At 72.5% G+C, this 16,890-nt stretch carries 14 protein-coding genes; 7 read left to right on the top strand and 7 right to left on the bottom strand.

Translation table 11 applies throughout. The features are described from left to right. Positions 1 to 17: 17 nt before the first annotated feature. From uxaC to ACWCO3_RS06100, 7 genes are all read left to right on the top strand, one after another. Positions 18 to 1,451: a glucuronate isomerase gene (gene uxaC / locus ACWCO3_RS06130; protein WP_450008757.1), complete on the top strand. Its 1,434-nt coding sequence runs from the start codon at positions 18 to 20 to the stop codon at positions 1,449 to 1,451. Next, on the top strand, positions 1,448 to 2,752 hold the full coding sequence (locus tag ACWCO3_RS06125; RefSeq protein WP_357836250.1) for an enolase C-terminal domain-like protein: 1,305 nt from the start codon (positions 1,448 to 1,450) through the stop codon (positions 2,750 to 2,752). Before uxaC ends, ACWCO3_RS06125 begins: the two co-directional genes overlap by 4 nt. After that, positions 2,743 to 4,236 (top strand): mannitol dehydrogenase family protein, encoded by a 1,494-nt coding sequence (locus tag ACWCO3_RS06120; RefSeq protein ID WP_450008754.1) that lies wholly within the window; start codon positions 2,743 to 2,745, stop codon positions 4,234 to 4,236. The genes ACWCO3_RS06125 and ACWCO3_RS06120 overlap by 10 nt, the downstream gene beginning before the upstream one ends. A gap of 25 nt (positions 4,237 to 4,261) precedes the next feature. Further along, complete coding sequence (locus ACWCO3_RS06115) at positions 4,262 to 5,440, top strand: Gfo/Idh/MocA family protein (protein WP_450008774.1); 1,179 nt, start codon at positions 4,262 to 4,264, stop codon at positions 5,438 to 5,440. A 45-nt stretch (positions 5,441 to 5,485) separates the two neighbouring features. After that, positions 5,486 to 6,829 carry a pectate lyase family protein gene (locus ACWCO3_RS06110; RefSeq protein ID WP_450008752.1) on the top strand — a complete coding sequence of 448 codons (1,344 nt, stop codon included), beginning with the start codon at positions 5,486 to 5,488 and terminating at the stop codon, positions 6,827 to 6,829. Positions 6,830 to 6,912: 83 nt separating this feature from the next. Next, positions 6,913 to 7,638 (top strand): HD domain-containing protein, encoded by a 726-nt coding sequence (locus tag ACWCO3_RS06105; protein ID WP_450008750.1) that lies wholly within the window; start codon positions 6,913 to 6,915, stop codon positions 7,636 to 7,638. A 149-nt stretch (positions 7,639 to 7,787) separates the two neighbouring features. Further along, complete coding sequence (locus ACWCO3_RS06100) at positions 7,788 to 9,281, top strand: FAD-binding oxidoreductase (protein ID WP_450008748.1); 1,494 nt, start codon at positions 7,788 to 7,790, stop codon at positions 9,279 to 9,281. Between the two features lie 200 nt (positions 9,282 to 9,481). Here ACWCO3_RS06100 and ACWCO3_RS06095 read toward each other — a convergent pair whose 3' ends face one another. From ACWCO3_RS06095 to ACWCO3_RS06065, 7 genes are all read right to left on the bottom strand, one after another. After that, complete coding sequence (locus ACWCO3_RS06095; protein WP_450008746.1) at positions 9,482 to 10,264, bottom strand: AfsR/SARP family transcriptional regulator; 783 nt, start codon at positions 10,262 to 10,264, stop codon at positions 9,482 to 9,484. Between the two features lie 136 nt (positions 10,265 to 10,400). Continuing rightward, positions 10,401 to 11,528 carry a hypothetical protein gene (locus ACWCO3_RS06090; protein WP_354880747.1) on the bottom strand — a complete coding sequence of 376 codons (1,128 nt, stop codon included), beginning with the start codon at positions 11,526 to 11,528 and terminating at the stop codon, positions 10,401 to 10,403. Positions 11,529 to 11,541: 13 nt separating this feature from the next. Next, positions 11,542 to 13,887 carry a hypothetical protein gene (locus ACWCO3_RS06085; protein ID WP_450008743.1) on the bottom strand — a complete coding sequence of 782 codons (2,346 nt, stop codon included), beginning with the start codon at positions 13,885 to 13,887 and terminating at the stop codon, positions 11,542 to 11,544. Between the two features lie 12 nt (positions 13,888 to 13,899). Then, positions 13,900 to 15,336, bottom strand: a complete 1,437-nt coding sequence (locus ACWCO3_RS06080) for a hypothetical protein (RefSeq protein ID WP_450008741.1) — start codon at positions 15,334 to 15,336, stop codon at positions 13,900 to 13,902. Further along, positions 15,329 to 15,832, bottom strand: coding sequence for a GPW/gp25 family protein (locus ACWCO3_RS06075; RefSeq protein WP_145781286.1), 504 nt, complete (start codon positions 15,830 to 15,832; stop codon positions 15,329 to 15,331). Before ACWCO3_RS06075 ends, ACWCO3_RS06080 begins: the two co-directional genes overlap by 8 nt. Position 15,833: 1 nt before the next feature. Further along, positions 15,834 to 16,157, bottom strand: coding sequence for a hypothetical protein (locus ACWCO3_RS06070; RefSeq protein WP_145781284.1), 324 nt, complete (start codon positions 16,155 to 16,157; stop codon positions 15,834 to 15,836). A 10-nt stretch (positions 16,158 to 16,167) separates the two neighbouring features. Continuing rightward, on the bottom strand, positions 16,168 to 16,845 hold the full coding sequence (locus ACWCO3_RS06065) for a hypothetical protein (RefSeq protein ID WP_450008738.1): 678 nt from the start codon (positions 16,843 to 16,845) through the stop codon (positions 16,168 to 16,170). Between the last annotated feature and the right edge of the window lie 45 nt (positions 16,846 to 16,890).

The following is a 16,890-nucleotide window of genomic DNA, read 5'->3' as shown; positions in this document are numbered from 1 at the left end:
ACGAGGAGCCCATCCCCGTGCCGACGTTCGACCACACCGACCTGCTCCTGCCGCCCGAACCGGGCCAGCGCGCGCTGGCCCGGGAGCTGTACGCCCTCGCGGCGGAACAACCCATCATCTCGCCGCACGGGCACGTCGACCCGGCCCTGCTCGCCGAGGACCGGCCCTTCCCCGACCCGGCGCAGCTGCTCATCGTGCCCGACCACTATCTGACCCGGATGCTGCTCAGCCAGGGCGTACCCCCGTCGGACCTCGGTGTGCCCACCCGCGACGGCAGCCCGGTGGAGACCGACGGGCGGGTGATCTGGCGACGTTTCGCCGCGCACTGGCACCTGTTCCGGGGCACCCCGTCGCGGCTCTGGCTGGAGCAGACCTTCCGCACCGTGTTCGGTGTGCACACCCCGCTCGGCCCGGCCACCGCCGACACCCTCTACGACGAGATCGCGGCCCGGCTCGCCGAGCCGGACTTCCGGCCCCGGGCGCTGTTCGAGCGGTTCCACATCGAGGTCCTCGCGACCACCGAGTCTCCGCTGGACGACCTCGGCCAGCACGCCAAGCTCGCCGCCGACGGCTGGGGCGGGCCGGGCGGCCGGGTGGTCACCACCTTCCGCCCGGACGACGTGGTGGACATGGAGTTCGAGGGCTGGTCGACCAACGTGGAGCGGCTCGGTGAGCGGGCCGGCGAGGACACCGGCACGTACGCCGGCTACCTGGCCGCGCTGCGGGCCCGACGGGCGGCGTTCATCGCCGCCGGCGCGACATCCTCCGACCACGGACACCCCACCGCGCGCACCCTGGACCTGACGCCGGAGGAGGCCGAGCGGCTGTACGACCGGGGTCGGCGCGGCCAGGCCAACGCCGCCGACGCGGAGGCGTTCCGGGCGCACATGCTGGTGGAGTTCGCCCGGATGTCGCTCGACGACGGCCTGGTCATGCAGCTGCACCCGGGCGCGGTGCGCAACCACAACCGGTGGTTGCACGCCCGGCACGGCCGCGACGTCGGCGGCGACGTCCCGCAGGCCACCGAGTACGTGCACGCGCTCGCCCCGCTGCTGGAGCGCTACGGCAACGACCCCCGACTGCGGGTCGTGCTCTACACCCTGGACGAGGACACCTTCACCCGCGAGCTGGCGCCCCTCGCCGGCGGGTACGCCGCGCTGCTGCTCGGCGCCCCCTGGTGGTTCCTGGACTCCCCGGAGGTGCTGCGCCGGTTCCGGGAGGCGGTCACCGAGAGCGCCGGCTTCTACAACACCACCGGGTTCGTCGACGACACCCGGGCGTTCTGCTCCATCCCGGTACGCCACGACGTGGCCCGCCGGGTCGACGCCGGCTTCCTGGCCCGGCTGGTCGCCGAGCACCGGCTGCCGATGGACGAGGCGGCCGAGACCATCGTCGACCTGGCGTACCGGCTGCCCAAGCGGGTCTTCAAGTTCGGAGGCGTGGACCAGTGACCACCACCATCACCTCCGTCGAGGTGCACGACGTGCGGTTCCCGACCGCCGCGCGGGGCGACGGCTCCGACGCGATCAACCGCGGCGACTACTCGGCGACGTACGTGGAGTTGGGCACCGACGTCGGGGCCACCGGCGCGGGGTTCACCTTCACCAACGGCCGGGGCAACGAGATCACCTGCGCGGCGGTCCGCGCGCTGGCCCACCACGTACGGGGACGCACTGTCGAGGAGATCGTGGCCGAGCCGGTGGCGTTCTGGCGCTCGCTCAGCGCCGACGTGCAGCTGCGCTGGCTGGGCCCGGAGAAGGGCGTCATCCACATGGCGACCGGGGCTCTGGTCAACGCGGTGTGGGACCTGCGGGCCACACTGGCCGGCAAGCCGATGTGGCGGTTCCTCGCCGAACTGCCCACCGACGACCTCGTCGCCAGCGTCGACTTCAAGCACATCAGCGACGCGCTCACCCCGGACGACGCGGCGGCGATCCTCGACAAGGGATTAATCGGAGGGGATGGCCGGCTCGCGGAACTCAAGCAGAGCGGCTTTGCTTCGTACACCACCTCGGTCGGCTGGCTCGGCTACCCGGACGACAAGGTGCGGGCACTGACCCGGCAGGCGTACGACGACGGTTGGCGTGCGATGAAGATGAAGGTCGGCGGCCCGCTCGCCGACGATCTGCGGCGGGCCCGGATCATCCGGGAGGAGATCGGCCCGGACGCGCTGCTGATGATGGACGCCAACCAGGTCTGGGACGTCGACGAGGCGATCACCGCGATGGCGGCGCTGGCCGAGGTGGACCCGTACTGGATCGAGGAGCCCACCCACGCCGACGACATCCTCGGTCACGCCCGGATCGCCCGTGCGGTGACCGAACTGACCGGCGGCCGGTGCCGGGTCGCCACCGGTGAGGTGGCCGCCAACCGGGTGATCTTCAAGCAGTTGTTGCAGGCCGAGGCGATCGGCGTGATGCAGATCGACGCGTGCCGGGTCGGCGGTGTCAACGAGGTCCTGGCCGAGCTGCTGCTGGCGGCGAAGTTCGGGGTGCCGGTCTGCCCGCACGCCGGTGGGGTCGGCCTCTGCGAGTACGTCCAACACCTGGCGATCTTCGACTACCTGCGGGTGGGCACCGCGCTCGACGGTCGGATGATCGAGTACGTCGACCACCTGCACGAGCACTTCGTCGACCCGGTGCGTACCCGCGGTGGCCGTTACCTCCTGCCCGAGCGGCCCGGTTACAGCGCCACCATGAAACCGGCGTCGATCGCCGAGTTCCGCTTCCCGGACGGTCCGGCGTGGCGGTGACCGTCGGCGCGTCCCGGCTCGGCCTGGGCATGGTGCGCCACCTCCCCGTCGAGGCCCGCCCCCTGATCCGGCCGGGGACGGTGCCCACTGGCGTCGTACACCTGGGGTTGGGCGCGTTCCACCGCGCCCACCAGGCGGTCTTCACCGAGGCGGCGGTCGGCGCGGCCGGCGGCGACTGGGGCATCGTGGCCGTCGCGCCGCGCAGCACCGCAGTGGTCGAGGCGCTCACCGCCCAGGACAACCTGTTCACCGTCAGCGCCCTCTCCGCGACCGGCAGCGCCACCCGGGTGGTGGGGGCGCTGAGCGGCGTCCGGCACGCGGCCAGCGACCCGGACGCCGTGGTGGCGTTGCTCGCCGACCCGGCGGTGCGCGTGGTGACCCTGACCGTCACCGAGAAGGCGTACCAACTCGACCCGGTGACCGGCCACCTGTCGCCGGACTCGGCGCTCGCCGCGGACCTGGCCGGCGGCCGTCCGCCGAGCACGGTGCCGGGGCTGCTGCTGCGCGGGCTGGCCGCACGGGCCGCCGCGGACGCCGGGCCGGTGGCGCTGGTGAGCTGCGACAACCTGCCGGCCAACGGCCGGCGGCTGCGGGGCATGCTCGACCAGACGGTCGGTCGTGCCGTCGGGGTGCCCACCGGGCTGGTCGACTGGGTGGCCGCCAACGTCTCCTGCCCGGGCACCATGGTGGATCGGATCGTCCCGGCCAGCACCCCGGAGACCATCGAGGCGGTACGCCGGGCGCTCGGCGTCACCGACCTTGCGGCGGTCGCCGCCGAACCGTACTCGCAGTGGGTCATCGAGGACGACTTCCCCGGTGGCCGGCCGGGCTGGGAGCATGCCGGGGCGGTGCTCACCGACGACGCCGGCCCGTGGGAGCGGTTGAAGCTGCGCGCCCTCAACGGCGTCCACTCGGCCACCGCGTACCTGGGCGCGCTGGCCGGTCGGGAGACCGTCGCCGAGGCGCTGGAAATCCCGCACCTGGGCGACGTGCTGCGCCGGCTGATCGCCGAGGACGTCGCCGCCAGCTTCACCCCACCGGACGGGGTCCGGGTGGTCGACTACGGCGAGCAGGTCCTCGCCCGGTTCGGTAACCCGGCGATCCGCCACCGCACCCTCCAGGTGGCGATGGACGGCTCGCAGAAGCTGCCGCAGCGCGTCCTGCACACCATCGCCGACCTGCGCGCGACCGGTCGGTCCGCGCGCTGGGGCGCGCTGGTCGTGGCGTCCTGGTTACGCTTCGCGTTGGGGTACGCCGACGACGGCCAGCCGTTGCCGTTCCAGGACCCCCTCGCCGGGCCGATCCGCGCGGCACTCGACGCCGGTCGGCAGAGCCCCGCGGGCGCTGTCGACGCGCTCTTCGCGCTGCGTGAGGTCATCCCGGTGGAGGTCGCCGAGGACGACGAGGTCCGCGCCGACGTGGTCGCCTGGTTGACGGCGCTGGAACGGCACGGCGTCGAGGCCACAGTGGCCGGTGCCCGGTGAGCGGGCCGACACTGGCCGGTGGGTGGTGAACGGGGGGACGCCGCCGCCGCGGGTGGCGGTGATCGGGGCGAACGGGCACGGCCGGTGGCATCGGCGGGTGATCGCGCCGCTGCACGCCGACGGCCGGCTGCGACTGGTCGCCCTGGTCGACGTCCGGCCGGTGGAGGACGACCCGGCGGCGCCGGTGCCCCCCGGCGTCCAGGTGTTCACCGACCACCGGGCGATGCTCGCCACCACCCGGCCGGACGTGGTGGTGATCTGCACGCCGCCGCACACCCACCTGGCGATCGCCCGCGACGCCCTGGCCACCGGCGCGGACCTGCTGCTGGAGAAGCCTCCGGTGCTGTCGCTGGCCGAACACGAGGAGCTGACCTGGGCTCTCGCCGCCGCCGGACGGGTCGCCCAGGTCGGCTTCCAGGCGCTGGGTTCGGCGGCTCTCACCGCGCTGACCGACGCGCTGGCCGCCGGCCGACTGGGCACCGTCACCGGCGTCGCCACGGTGGCCGCGTGGCAGCGGCCGGACGCCTACTACGCCCGCTCCCCCTGGGCCGGTCGTCGCATGCTGGACGGCCGACCGGTGCTGGACGGCGCGCTGGCCAACCCGCTCGCACACGCGGTGATGCAGTGCCTGGCCGTCGCCGAGGCGCTCGGCGGGGCGACGCCCTGGCCGGTGGCGATCGAGGTGGAGCGTTACCGGGTCCGCCCGATCGAGGTGGAGGACACCGCGGTGCTGCGGGTCCTGTTCCGTGCCGGCCCGCCGGTGCTGGCGGCGGTGACCCTGGCCGCCGAGGAGTTCGTGGCGGGCGAGGTCGTGGTGACCGGGACGGCCGGGCGGGCGGTGCTGGAGTACCCGACGGACCGGTTGCGGCTGCCCGGGGACGTGGTGACCCGCCGGGTGCCGGGGCGGTCGGGACTGCTGGAGAACCTGCTCGCGCACCGGGCCGACCCGGCCGGGGTGCCGCTGATCGCGCCGCTGGCCCGTACCGCGCCGTTCACCGCGCTGCTGGACGCGTTGCGGGCCGCCCCGGAGCCCCGGCTGCTCGACGGTGACCTGGTGACCACCGTCGGCGAGGGCGGGGAACGGGTCCGTCACCTGCGGGGCGTGGTCGACGTGCTGCGTCGGGCGGCCGAGCGGGGGGCGCTCCCGAGTGAGCTGGCGGTGCCCTGGGCGGTCGCCGCGTACCGCGCCGAGTTGACGAGATAGCCGGACAACGAACCCACACCCCACCTCCAGTGGATGGAGACAGTCATGCGCAGAGTCCTCACCGGCGCGACGGTGGTCGCCCTCCTGCTCGGTGCCGCCCCGGCCGCCGCCGCTCCCCGCCCGGACGACCGACTCTCCTGGTCGGCCCGCCAGCTCGGACGGCAGGCGCTGCCCGCGCGGGACGGCTGGGCGGCCGAGGGGGCCGGCACGACCGGCGGTTCGGCGGCCACCCCGGAGCGGACCACAGTGGTGCACAGCCGGGCCGAGCTGGTCGCCGCGCTGGGCGGCGACAACGCCGGCAACGCCACCGACGCGACGCCGAAGCTCGTCTACGTCGACGGCGTCATCGACGGTTTCGAAGGGCCCGACGGCGCTCCGCTGAGCTGCGCCGACCTGGCCGACCCGGCGTACCGGTTGGACGCCTACCTGGAGGCCTACGACCCGGCGGTGTGGGGGCGGGTCGCCCCGAGCGGGCCGCTGGAGGAGGCCCGGGTGCGTTCGGTGGCCAACCAGACCCGGCAAACCCAGATCAACGTCGGCCCGAACACCACGATCGTCGGGCTGCGCGGCGCGCGGTTGACCGGCCTGACGCTGATGATCGACCGGGCGTCGAACGTGATCGTCCGCAACCTGACCCTCGTCGACGCCCGGGACTGCTTCCCCGCCTGGTCACCGACCGACGGTGAGGCCGGCAACTGGAACAGCCAGTACGACCAGATCTCGGTACGCCGCAGCGAGAACGTCTGGGTCGACCACAACACCTTCACCGACGGCGACAACCCGGACAGCGCCCAACCCGTCCACTTCGGTCGGCCGTACCAGGTGCACGACGGCTCACTGGACATCACGCACACGGCCAGCCTGGTCACCGCGTCGTGGAACCGTTTCACCGGCCGGGACAAGCTGCTGCTGATCGGCTCGTCCAACACTGTCGGCCCGGACGTGGGGCGGCTGAAGGTCACAGTGCACCACAACCTCTTCGACGGCGTCCTGCAACGGCTGCCGAGGGTGCGCTTCGGGCAGGTCGACGTCTACAACAACCACTACCGGCTCGGTGGGGACGACTTCCAGTACGCGCTCGGCGTCGGCGTGCAGTCGGCGATCTACGCGCAGAACAACTTCTTCACGTTGGACGCGTCGGTCGACCCGGCCGACCTGCTCTACGACTGGGGCGGCACGGCCTTGACCGAGCGCGGCTCCTGGGTGCGTCAGGGCGACGGGCCGGCGCGGCCGGTCGACGTGCTGGCGGCGTACAACGCGACCCACGACCCCGACCTCGCCGGCGACGCGGGCTGGACGCCGACCCTGCGCCGCGACCCGGCCCTCCCGGCCCCGCTGGTCCCCCTCCTGGTGGGACCGCTCGCCGGCGCGAACCGGCTACCGGTCTGACCACCCGGTCCGGGCGGGAACTCGTGGTCGGGTCGACGACGTACGGGCTCATCGATGTGGGGAAGATCGGCTATAAGTGACGCATGGACTTCCCTCCGCACCTGGGCAGCATGCCGATGCACGCGATCACCGAGATCCACGGCGAACCGGGCCTGCTGGAGCGCTTCCGGTTGGAGGTCCAGCAGTTCGACGACGCCGCCCGGGCGCGGTTGACCGCCGCGCTCGAACTCGCCGCCGACCTGCACCGCGACGACCGACGTGTCCGCGAGCCGTACCTGAACCACCTGTTGCGGGTGGCGATCCGGTTGATGCACCACTACCAGGTGCGCGACGTGGACGTGATCGTCGCCGGTCTGCTGCACGACGCGGTCGAGGATCACCCGTCCGAGTTGGCCGTCGGTGACCCGGGGGCCGACCCGACCGAGGCCGCGTTGAGTGCGCTCGCCGCACGGTTCGGGCCGCGGGTGGCCACCCTGGTCGCCGCCGTCACCAACCCGGTGTACGACCCCGAGCGGGACCGCAACACGCAGTACCGGGAGCACCTGGCGGTCAGCCTGGACCGGGAGCCCTGGGCTCGGGTGATCAAGGTATCGGACTTCACCGACAACGGTGTGGGGGTGATCCACACGGTCGGGCCGAAGGTCGTCTCGTCGGCCCGGAAGTACCGGCCGCTGGTGCCGCTCTTCCGGGACCTGATCGGCCGACCGGACACCCCGCTGTCGCCAGCGGTGAAGCGGCACATCTTCGGGCAGCTCGACCTTGCCGAGGAGCGTTTCAGCGCCATCCTGGACGTGCCTGCCCCGAACTGACGGCGGTCGCATCACCCGACCGGGTTCCGTGACAAGTTCTCGGATCTGCGAGAACGCCTCGGGCTTTACGGTTGGTTTGCGCCTGATGAGAGGTAAGTCCCCTCTCGGTCTACCTTTCGGGCGCGTCACCAATCGAGAGGATTCGGACCATGCGCGATCTTTCCCGTCGTGATCTGCTCAGGGCGACGGCCGTCGGCGCCGGAGCGGTCGCACTCCCGAGCGTCATCGCCGGCAGCTCGGCAATCGCCGCCGACGGTCCCGGGTGGCCCTCCGACACAAAGTTCCCACCGGCCGAGCTGACCGGCCGTATCGTCCGCCCACAGAGCCCCGACTACGCGGACGCGAGCCTCGGCTGGGACGAGTTGTTCGTGCGCTATCCGCTGGTCATCGTCTTCGCCCAGGAGACCCGGGACGTGGTCAACGCCCTCACCTGGGCGCGGCAGCACGACGTCGCGCTGCGCGTACGCAGTGGCCGGCACAGCCTGGAAGGCTGGTCGAACGTCGACAACGGCATCGTGATCGACGTCAGCGAGCTGAAGGACGTCCACATCGACACCGCCACCCGCATCGCGAAGGTCGGCGCGGGGCTCAACCAGTCGGAGGCGGTGACCGCCCTCGGGGAGCACAACCTGGCTGCTACCACCGGCACGGAGGGGACTGTCGGTCTGTCCGGCGCGACCCTCGGCGGCGGCTTCGGCTTCCTCACCCGCTACCTCGGGATGGCCTGCGACAACCTGATCGGCGCGGAGATCGTCGTGGCGGCGGGCGCGGACGGCGCGAAGGTGCTCGAGGTGGACCCGTGGAACCACCCGGACCTGCTCTGGGCGCTGCGTGGGGCGGGCAACGGAAACTTCGGGATCGTCACCTCCCTGACCTACAAGGTCGCCCCGCTCACCAGCGTCGCCTACCTGCAGGTGACCTGGCCCGGTCTCGGCGATCTGCACGAGGTCTTCGACGCCTGGCAGCGCGTCGCGCCCTTCACCGACCCCCGCCTCGGCACCCAGATCGAGGTCCACCCGACCGAGATCCTGCTGTTTGCAGTGCTGGCGGAGGGGTCGGAGGCAGAGGCCAGGAAACTGCTGGCACCGATCCTGTCGATCGGCGGCCCCACGGTCACGACGCAGATCGGCGGCTGGGGCGACGTCTACGCCGGCTTCCAGATCCCGACCGCGGACGAGCCCGCGAACTGGAAGTTCTTCTCCCAGTTCACCCGCGAGCCGTTCCCGGCGAAGGCGATCAGCGTGATCCAGGCATTCATGGAGAAGGCGCCCTCGCCCGACAGCAACTTCTTTACCCAGGCCTTCGGCAGGGGTGCGCAACGGCAGGAGCCGTTCGGTGGTGCGGCCTTCCCGCACCGCGACGCGCTCTTCTACTCCGAGCCAGGAGCGGGTTGGGGCACCCGCGGCGAGCCCGACAGCGGCGACGCCGTCACCCCGATCGCCCAGACCTGGATCGCCGAGTTCAGCCAGGCGCTGCGGCCCTACGTGGACGGCGCCTACGTCAACGTGCCGAACATCGGCATGGCCGAGTGGGAGACCGCCTACTGGGGACGCAACTTCCCTCGACTGCGCAAGATCAAGGCCAAGTACGACCCGCACAACGTCTTCCAGTACGAGCAGAGCATCCCACCCGCGACACACTGACCGGCCCGCCGTGCCCCCACCCCACCCCACCCCATGCGCATCCTTTGCTCTGCACCCACGCATGCACCAGCTACCGACGGTGACTGTCGCCTCCGCGGGTGCAGAGCAAAGGACGAAAGACAGGTGTCCGGGGGCGGCCGTGGGCACTGAGGGCGAGAGTGTGGCGGCGGGGCGGGTGACGGGAAGAGAGCGGGGGCCGGTTACGGAGACGGGACGGTCGCACCGGTCGCACCGGCGCGGACGAGCTGCTCCAGCCAGGGTGTCGGGGCGACGCCCAACTCCCGGCCCAGGTCGGCGCGGAACAGCTCGAACCGCCGTACCGCCTCGTTGATGTTGCGCTCCGCCAGGTGCACGGCGATCAACGCCCGGGTGGCGCTCTCCCGCAGCGGCTCCAGGTGCACGGCGGTCAACGCCACCTGCACCGCCTCGCTGTACCGGCCCTGCGTGGTGAGCCGCTCGGCGAGCGCCTCCAGCGCGTACAGCCGGGTCTGGCGAAGGCGTTCCCGCTCGGCCAGCACCCAGTCGTCGTACCAGCCGGGTAGCAACTCGCCGGTCGCCAGCGCCGGCACGCCCAGGCCGACGCCGATCACCGGTGACCCGCCGGCCAGGAACGCGGTGGCCGCCGCGCCCAGGATGGCCACGTCGCTGGTCACCCCGGCGGCCAGGGCCAGCCGATCGTCCTCCTGCACCAGAGGCTCGGGGGTCACCCGGTGCAACCGCCAGAGCATGGTGCGCAGGTTGGCACGGGCACGCTCCTCGTGGGAGCCGGGCCAGAGCGTGCCGGCGGCCTCGGACCGGGCACAGTGCTGACGTACGCCGAGGTAGGCCAGCAGTCGGCGGGCGCCCTGCGGCACCGCCACCACCCGTCCGTCGCGTTCCAACCCGAACCCGCCGAGCAGTCGTAACGCGTACCGGGGAGGCAGCCCCGTGTCGGTCTCGGGTGTCCCGGTGCGATCGTCCCGCGTCACCTCGTGAACAGCCATGCATGCGCCTTTCGCACCGATCGCCCCGTGGGAGTTCCACGGTCGGGTGTGGACGATCGTCGCGCCAGCGCAGTGTCGTCACACCGACCCGGCGAGCGGCGTGGATCAACCGTTCGCCGGAGTCGGTGCCGGCCGTTCAGCGCAGCTTGCTCAGCGTCTGGGCGTACCCGGTCCATTCGGCGGCGTCACCGACGTCGGCGCGTACCCCGGCCTCCTTCATGACGGCGAGCACCTGCTCGGGATTCGCGTCGGCCAGCTTGCCGAGAGTGCTGATCCCGGCGCGGGTCAGCGCCGCGCGAGCCTTGGTCGGCACCCCGGCGAGCATGGCGATGTCGGCGTCCGCGATGTTCTCCAGCTCGGCCTCGATGCCGAGCGCCGCCGAGACCGCCGACGGGGCGCCGACAGTGGTCCGGACGATCGCTGCCTCACGCTCGCTCACCTCGCCGAACATCGCGTCCAGGCTCGGGTAGCTGGTGTCGGCGGGCAGCACCTTGAGCACGTCGCGGATCGTCCGGCCGTCGGCCAACTCGTCCTCGCCGAAGAACCGGATGAACTCCACCAGCTTCACCTCTCGGGGGAAACGCTGCCGGACGTCGCCGTGCTCGGCGGCGTGGCGGGCGAGTTGGGCAGCGCCGCGCACCTTCGGGCCGACGACCACGTCCACCCCGAGGGTCTCCACGGCGGGCAGCACGATGGTGCCGGCCTTGGTCTGCCAGATGCTGACCTTCTTGTCCATGAACATCGTGGTTCCCATGTACTTACCGAAGTCCAACGCGCCGATGTAGTTGGGGATCTGCTCGATGGCGTGCGGGCCGAGCGTCACCTTGTTCTCGTGCACAGTGGAGTGCAGCCGGTTGATCTCGGCGCGGATCTCGTCGAGCAGCCGGCGCAGGCTGACCCGCATGGCCGCCATGCAGGAGAACGCCTTGGCCAGGTCGGTGCCGAGGTGGTCCAGGTCGTGCTCGATGCGGTGGAACCGCTCGTTGAAGCCCTGCTCGCCCGGGGTCTGCCCGGCCTGCACCACGTCCTCCCCGTCGACCCAGTCGGTGTGGGCGAAGGTGCGGGCGAACGGTGGCGGCGCGCAGCCCGGCTCCACGGCGGGGAACGACTCGGCGTAGCTGAACACCCGCTTCGCGGTGCCCACGTTCTCGTAGATCCAGGACGAGACCAGCACGCTGGCGTCCGAGGCCGGAATGCCGTGCTTGGTGAACGCCTCGTACAGCTCGGTGACGGTCACCCCGTCGTAGTTGATCTCGCTCGCCATGGTGGTGTCCCTCTCAGAGCTGGTCGTACACGCCGCGGTGCCGGCGCTGCTGGAAGGTGCGGAAGGTGCGGGCCACCGCCGGGCGCAGCGGCTCGGCGGTGCCGTCGTCGTCGAGGTCGACGTGGTCGCGACGAATGCCGAACGTGTTGATCTCCACGCCGAGCGGGCAGACCCTGCTCAGGGCGTTCATCAGCCGCTCGTACTGCTCCAGGTTCAACGTCACCCCGTCGGGCAGCTCCACCCGGAACTCGTACGGGTCGGTCAGACCGGTCCGCACGTAGGAGAGCGCCACCACGGCGACCAACCCAGTGTGGGTGGGCCGCAGCACGGTCCGCGCGCCCACCGCCTTGATCTCCGCGGTGCCGCCGCCGAGCCCCACCGTGTACCAGCGGAACCCGGTGGCCCGGCGCTCGGCCAGGTTCAGCCCGGCCTGCGGCAGGCCGATCACGCTGCACACCAGCAGCACCCGGTTGCCCGTCTCGACGAGTGGCAGCGCGGCGGCGAGGTGCTGGTCGCGCAGCAGCCCGACCAGCCGGGCCAGCCGATCACCGGCGGCCGGCTGCCCGGCGATCAGCGCGGCGGCCAACGTCGCCGGCAGTTCGATGGTCTCCACCAGCTCGTCGGGGAGCCGGTTCAGCGCAGCCACCACCGGCGCCGGGTCCCGTACGGCCGGCAGACCGGCGGCGGCCAGGACCTGGTCGACCGGTTGCCCGGCCGGTCGGGTCGGCACGGCCGCCCACCGGGTGCGCGCCACCGCGTCGGTCAACGGCGACCACGCGGTCTCACCGGCGCTGGTCCAGGCCGCCCTGGCCGCGGCCAGACCGGCCAGCAGCAACGCGTTGCCGCCCGGGTCACCCGGGGCATGGAACTGCGCCTCGACGTTCGTGTTCGCGCCGACGGCCGCACTCAGCGGCGCGGTCACCGCCAGCCCCCGGGTGGGCAGGTGCGACAGGTACATCCGGGTGGTGCTGATCCGGTGCGTGGTCGGTAGGCCGCACACCCGCCACAGCCACGCCACCTCACCGTCGGCCGCCGCCGTGGGCACACCGGCGGCGCGGGCGGCGGCGATCAGCGCCTCGGCGGTCCGGTCGGCGGTGACCGCGCGCCCGGTGTCCAGCACCCGGTTGCGCAGGTCGGTCGCCTGCGCGGGGGTCGGCCAACTGACGTCCACGCCGAGGCCCAACTCGTAGCGGCTGCCGCCGGCGTCGTCCTGGGCCCGGGTCACCTGCCACACGATCGACGAGCCGAGCGCCCGACAGACCCGCCCGGCCCGGTCCAGGGCGGCGGCCAGCGGCGGCGCGACGCCGTGCGTGCTCTCGAAGGTGTACGACTGGCGCAGGCTGGCCCGCAGCGCGGTGATCTCGGTCAGCCGGTTGGCCGGCAGGGCCCGGCCGGCGTGCACTGTGTTGTTCGGCGGGGTGTTCGCGGGCAGCACGAGACGGTCGCGGCGCAGTTGGGCGAGGAAGTTCGTGCGGTGCTGCGGATCGCCGGCGGCGACCAGCCGGATCGCCACCGCGAACCTGTCGTCGTCCTCGCGCAGCGTGAACCGCGCGCCGCCGGGCAGGTCGGCGAAGAGCCCGGTGTTCGGGTCGGTGTCCGCGCCGGGGCCGTTGAGCAGTCGTCGTACCGCGCCCGGGGTGGGCAGCAGGAACCGGCGGTAGAGCCCGAGCCGGTGGGCGTACGCGGCGTCCGGCTCGCGGGCCGGCGGGGCCAGCCGGCGGGCGTACACCTCGCCGTTGGTCGGCTCGTGCACCAGCTCGTCGACGAAGCGGGCCACCCCGACGTCCGCGCCGATCCGGTCCAGCGCGTCGCGCCGGGCGTGCGCGAGGGTGCGGTAGGCGTGCACCTCGCGGGCCGCGCGGCGCAGCCGGTGCTTCTCGTACGACACCAGGTACAGCAGCCGACCCAGGTTGCCCTCCAGCACGGCCAGCTCGACCAGCCCGGTGAGAGCGGCACCGGTGACCGCCGTGGCGGCGGCCCCGTCAACAGCCTGTTCGGCCGTGACGGCGACGGCGAACGAGGCGACCAGCGGCTCGTCGGCGGTGTCCGGGACGTACGCGGGCACCGACGCCCCGGCGGCCGACCAGGCGGCGAAGACCACGGGCGGCAGCGCCCGCTCCCCCGCGCCGCCCGGGTCGACGGTGACTGTCACCCGCACGGTCTCCTCGGCCAGGTCGCGGCGCAGCACGACGGTGAGCAGCGGATGCCGGCTGGTCCAGTCCACCACTGCCGCGCCGGTGCCGGCGAGCGGCACCACCACCCGCCGGACCGTGCCGGGGTACGGGCCTTCCAGCTGGTCGACGAGGTTGCGTTCGACGGACGGGTCGGCGCCGTCCACCGGTACCCGGATGTCGGTCATCGGGGCCCCCGCTCAGACGATCCGGAACGGCCGGGGGTCGTCCCGGTCGGCGTAGACGGGCACCTGGTTCGCGGCGAGTACCGCGTTGTCGCCGACCGGCAGTCGCTGTACGCCGTCGCCGGTGGGCGCGCTGCCGGTCACCACCACCGCCGAGTCGGCCGGGAAGCGGACAAGCCGCAGTTCGCGGACGTCCGCGACGCCGGGCTCGTTCATCAGCGTCCAGATCACCTCGGCGGCGCGGACCGGCTCGCCGAAGGGCAACTCGTCGACGTAGCGGCGCAGCCGGGCGTGCAGTCGGGCGCGCAGCTCGGTGGCGGCGGTGGACGCGTTCACCGTCTCCTTCGAGCCGGTGGGCAGTGGCAGGCCCCGGATCACCAGGTCCGCCTCGACGCCGATGCCCACCTCGTCGGCCCGGTCCACCGAGGCGAAGATGCCCACCGGACGGAGGTCCTCGATAACCGACTCGACGGCGGCGTGCAGACCGTCCGGGCCGTCCCAGATGGCGGCGGCGGTCGGGGCGACGAGCACCGTGACGTAGTACGGGTTGCCGAGGTCACGTTCGGTGCTGAAGACCCGCTCGATGAAGGTGAAGTTGCCGAAGATGGACTGGTTGAGGTCCAGCCCGCCCCGGCCGTCGAAGACCTGCACCTGACGTACGCCGGGCACTGTCGCCACGGCCAGCCCGATCGCCTCGGCCGTCCAGATGGAGCGGGGCGCGGCCAGCAGCAGTTGCCGGTAGCGGGCGTCGGGGACCTGCTGTTCACCCCCGGTCAGCGCGACGGTGTGGGTGATCTCCACCAACTCCTTGCCGGCGGCCTGCTCGGCGTCGTCCAGGTCGGCCAGCAGGGTGTCGGCCCGGTTCCACCTGTCGATCTTCTGGTTGGGCTGCGCGGGGTCCAGGTTGTGCGCGGGGCCGGGGTAGAAGGCGGCGACGGCCGGCACGCGTTCGGCCACTGCGGCGGAGAGCACGACGGTCTCGTCCAGGGCGACGTGGTGCCCGCCGGGGGTGGACAGTCGGGCGCCCCGGGGCAGCGTGAGCTGGGTGCGTCCGGTGGGCAGCGCGGCTGTCAGCTTCAGCTTCACGGTGCCCCGCGCCGGCAGGTACGGCCGGGGTATGCCGAGTTCCTCGCCGAGGCGGGTCAGCGCGTCGGCGGTCGCCGACACCACGTACGAGTTGTCGTAGACGGCCCCGAGCGCCGCCCAGAGACGGGCGTCCTCCAGCGCGGCCAGTTCGAGGACCTTGCGCAGCACCGCGCCGCTGGTCAGGTCGATGTCGTCACCGAAGAGCAGTCGGGCGGTGGCCAGCTTCTCGGCGAGCAGCCGGGCGAAGGACTTCGGCACGAATCCGTTCTCGACGATGCCGAAGCCGGTCGAGCCGGTGGACCGCAGCGCGGCGGCGTCGACGGCCAAGACATCGGCCAGCTCGGCCGGGAGGGTCGGGTCAGACATTGGGTAGCTCCCCGAGATGCACCGAGAGCCGGTCGTCGGTGATGGTTTCGAACTGGACCTGGACCTGCAGGGTGCGCGACGCGCGCAGCGCGGCCCGCGACGCGTCGTCCGGGGTGCCCGCGCCGAGCCGGCCGTCGTCGAGGTTCACGTCGACGATCTTGCGGACGCGCGGGTCGCGGTCGAGCAGGGTGATGATGCCGATGCGTACCTGTTCGCGGATCAGGTTCGGCTCGATCTGCTCGGCGAGGGCGTTGAGACCGTCGAAGCCGAAGGTGGCGTCGAAGACGTTGGAGCCGCGCAGCGTGGTCAGTGCCACCGCGAGACTCTGGGCCACGTTGTCGGTGCCGGCGACCAGGGCCAGCACCCGGCCGTTGGGGCCGTCGTCGAAGACGACGTCGCGGGCCAGGTCCACGCCGGGCATCGTGGGTTCGAAGGCGAGGCCCCAGCCGAGGTAGCGACGCTGGGCGGCCTGCCGTTCCCGTTCGGTGCGGTCCATCTCAGACCGCCTTCAGCTTGGTCTGCTTGGCGTTCGCCGCCAGGCCGGAGGTGCTGCCGTTGGTGGCGCCCGTGAGGGTGCTCAGCGCGACTCCGGCCCCGCTGACGACGAGCTTCTGGGCAGCGCCGGTCGCCGACATCACCTTCTTGCACTGCATGGTGGAGTTGCTGTCGGTGATCGTGCACCCGGACACCGACTTGCCGGTGATGCCGTCGAGGCGGGTCACCTCGTCGCCGGCCACGATCAGCTTCGACTGCCCGGCCGGGGTGACGGTGCCCTGGCTGGGGCAGTGCACGTCGCTCGACGTGGTGAGCACGAAAGCCATGTCGTTCCCCTCAGTGGACGTTCATCGCGTTGGCGACCTGGACGTCGACGTCGTCGGCGGCGATGTTGACGGTGCCGCCGCTGATGTTCACCGCGCCGTTGCCCGCGTCCAGGTCGATCTGGGTGGCGGTGATGGTGATCGAGCCGTCCTGTTTCATCACGATCGACGACCCGCCGGCGGCGTGTTCGATGGTGATGCTGTCGGCCTCGTCGGCGCGCGCCGGACGTTGACCGCGACCCTTCAACTGGGCCCGGCCCACCCGCACGGTCAGCTCACCCAGCTCGATGACCCGGTTGCCGTCGCCGTCGGTGAGGTCGTGCGCCACCTTGCCGTCGTGGTCGGCGGGCACCACCGTCTCGCCGATCGACGAGCGACTGCTGGTGGCCACCCCGACCGGCAGCGACAACCACCAGTCCCCCGGCTGGGACACCGGGGCGTGCCCGGTGGGCCAGAGCGCGCCCACCTCCACCGGGTCGTCCGGCGCGCCGTTGCGGTAGGCCAGCGCCACCCGGGTGCCCGGGTAGCGGGGCAGGATGAGCCCGCACCCACCCCAGGCGAACGGGGTCAGGTAGGTCACCCCGGGCAGCGGCGCGGGCTGCTCCCGGCGGACCGGCAGGCGGCGGGCGCCGTTGGGTCGGCGACGCCATCGGCACCGCCGTGCCGTACGGATGAACGGTGAGCACCCCATTGGTCGTCGGCTCCGTCACGGTCACATTCAGCACCACCGCCGTCA

This window comes from Micromonospora sp. NPDC002411 (assembly GCF_053592955.1).
This window is presented reverse-complemented; position numbering and strand designations above follow the sequence as displayed.

Bases quoted from the DNA above. Each gene is read 5' to 3' on its own strand.
- ACWCO3_RS06110 (WP_450008752.1), top strand. From the start codon at position 5,486: ATGCGCAGAGTCCTCACCGGCGCGACGGTGGTCGCCCTCCTGCTCGGT.
- ACWCO3_RS06105 (WP_450008750.1), top strand. From the start codon at position 6,913: ATGGACTTCCCTCCGCACCTGGGCAGCATGCCGATGCACGCGATCACC.
- ACWCO3_RS06100 (WP_450008748.1), top strand. From the start codon at position 7,788: ATGCGCGATCTTTCCCGTCGTGATCTGCTCAGGGCGACGGCCGTCGGC.
- ACWCO3_RS06095 (WP_450008746.1), bottom strand. From the start codon at position 10,264: ATGGCTGTTCACGAGGTGACGCGGGACGATCGCACCGGGACACCCGAG.
- ACWCO3_RS06090 (WP_354880747.1), bottom strand. From the start codon at position 11,528: ATGGCGAGCGAGATCAACTACGACGGGGTGACCGTCACCGAGCTGTAC.
- ACWCO3_RS06085 (WP_450008743.1), bottom strand. From the start codon at position 13,887: ATGACCGACATCCGGGTACCGGTGGACGGCGCCGACCCGTCCGTCGAA.
- ACWCO3_RS06080 (WP_450008741.1), bottom strand. From the start codon at position 15,336: ATGTCTGACCCGACCCTCCCGGCCGAGCTGGCCGATGTCTTGGCCGTC.
- ACWCO3_RS06075 (WP_145781286.1), bottom strand. From the start codon at position 15,832: ATGGACCGCACCGAACGGGAACGGCAGGCCGCCCAGCGTCGCTACCTC.
- ACWCO3_RS06070 (WP_145781284.1), bottom strand. From the start codon at position 16,157: ATGGCTTTCGTGCTCACCACGTCGAGCGACGTGCACTGCCCCAGCCAG.
- ACWCO3_RS06065 (WP_450008738.1), bottom strand. From the start codon at position 16,845: ATGGGGTGCTCACCGTTCATCCGTACGGCACGGCGGTGCCGATGGCGT.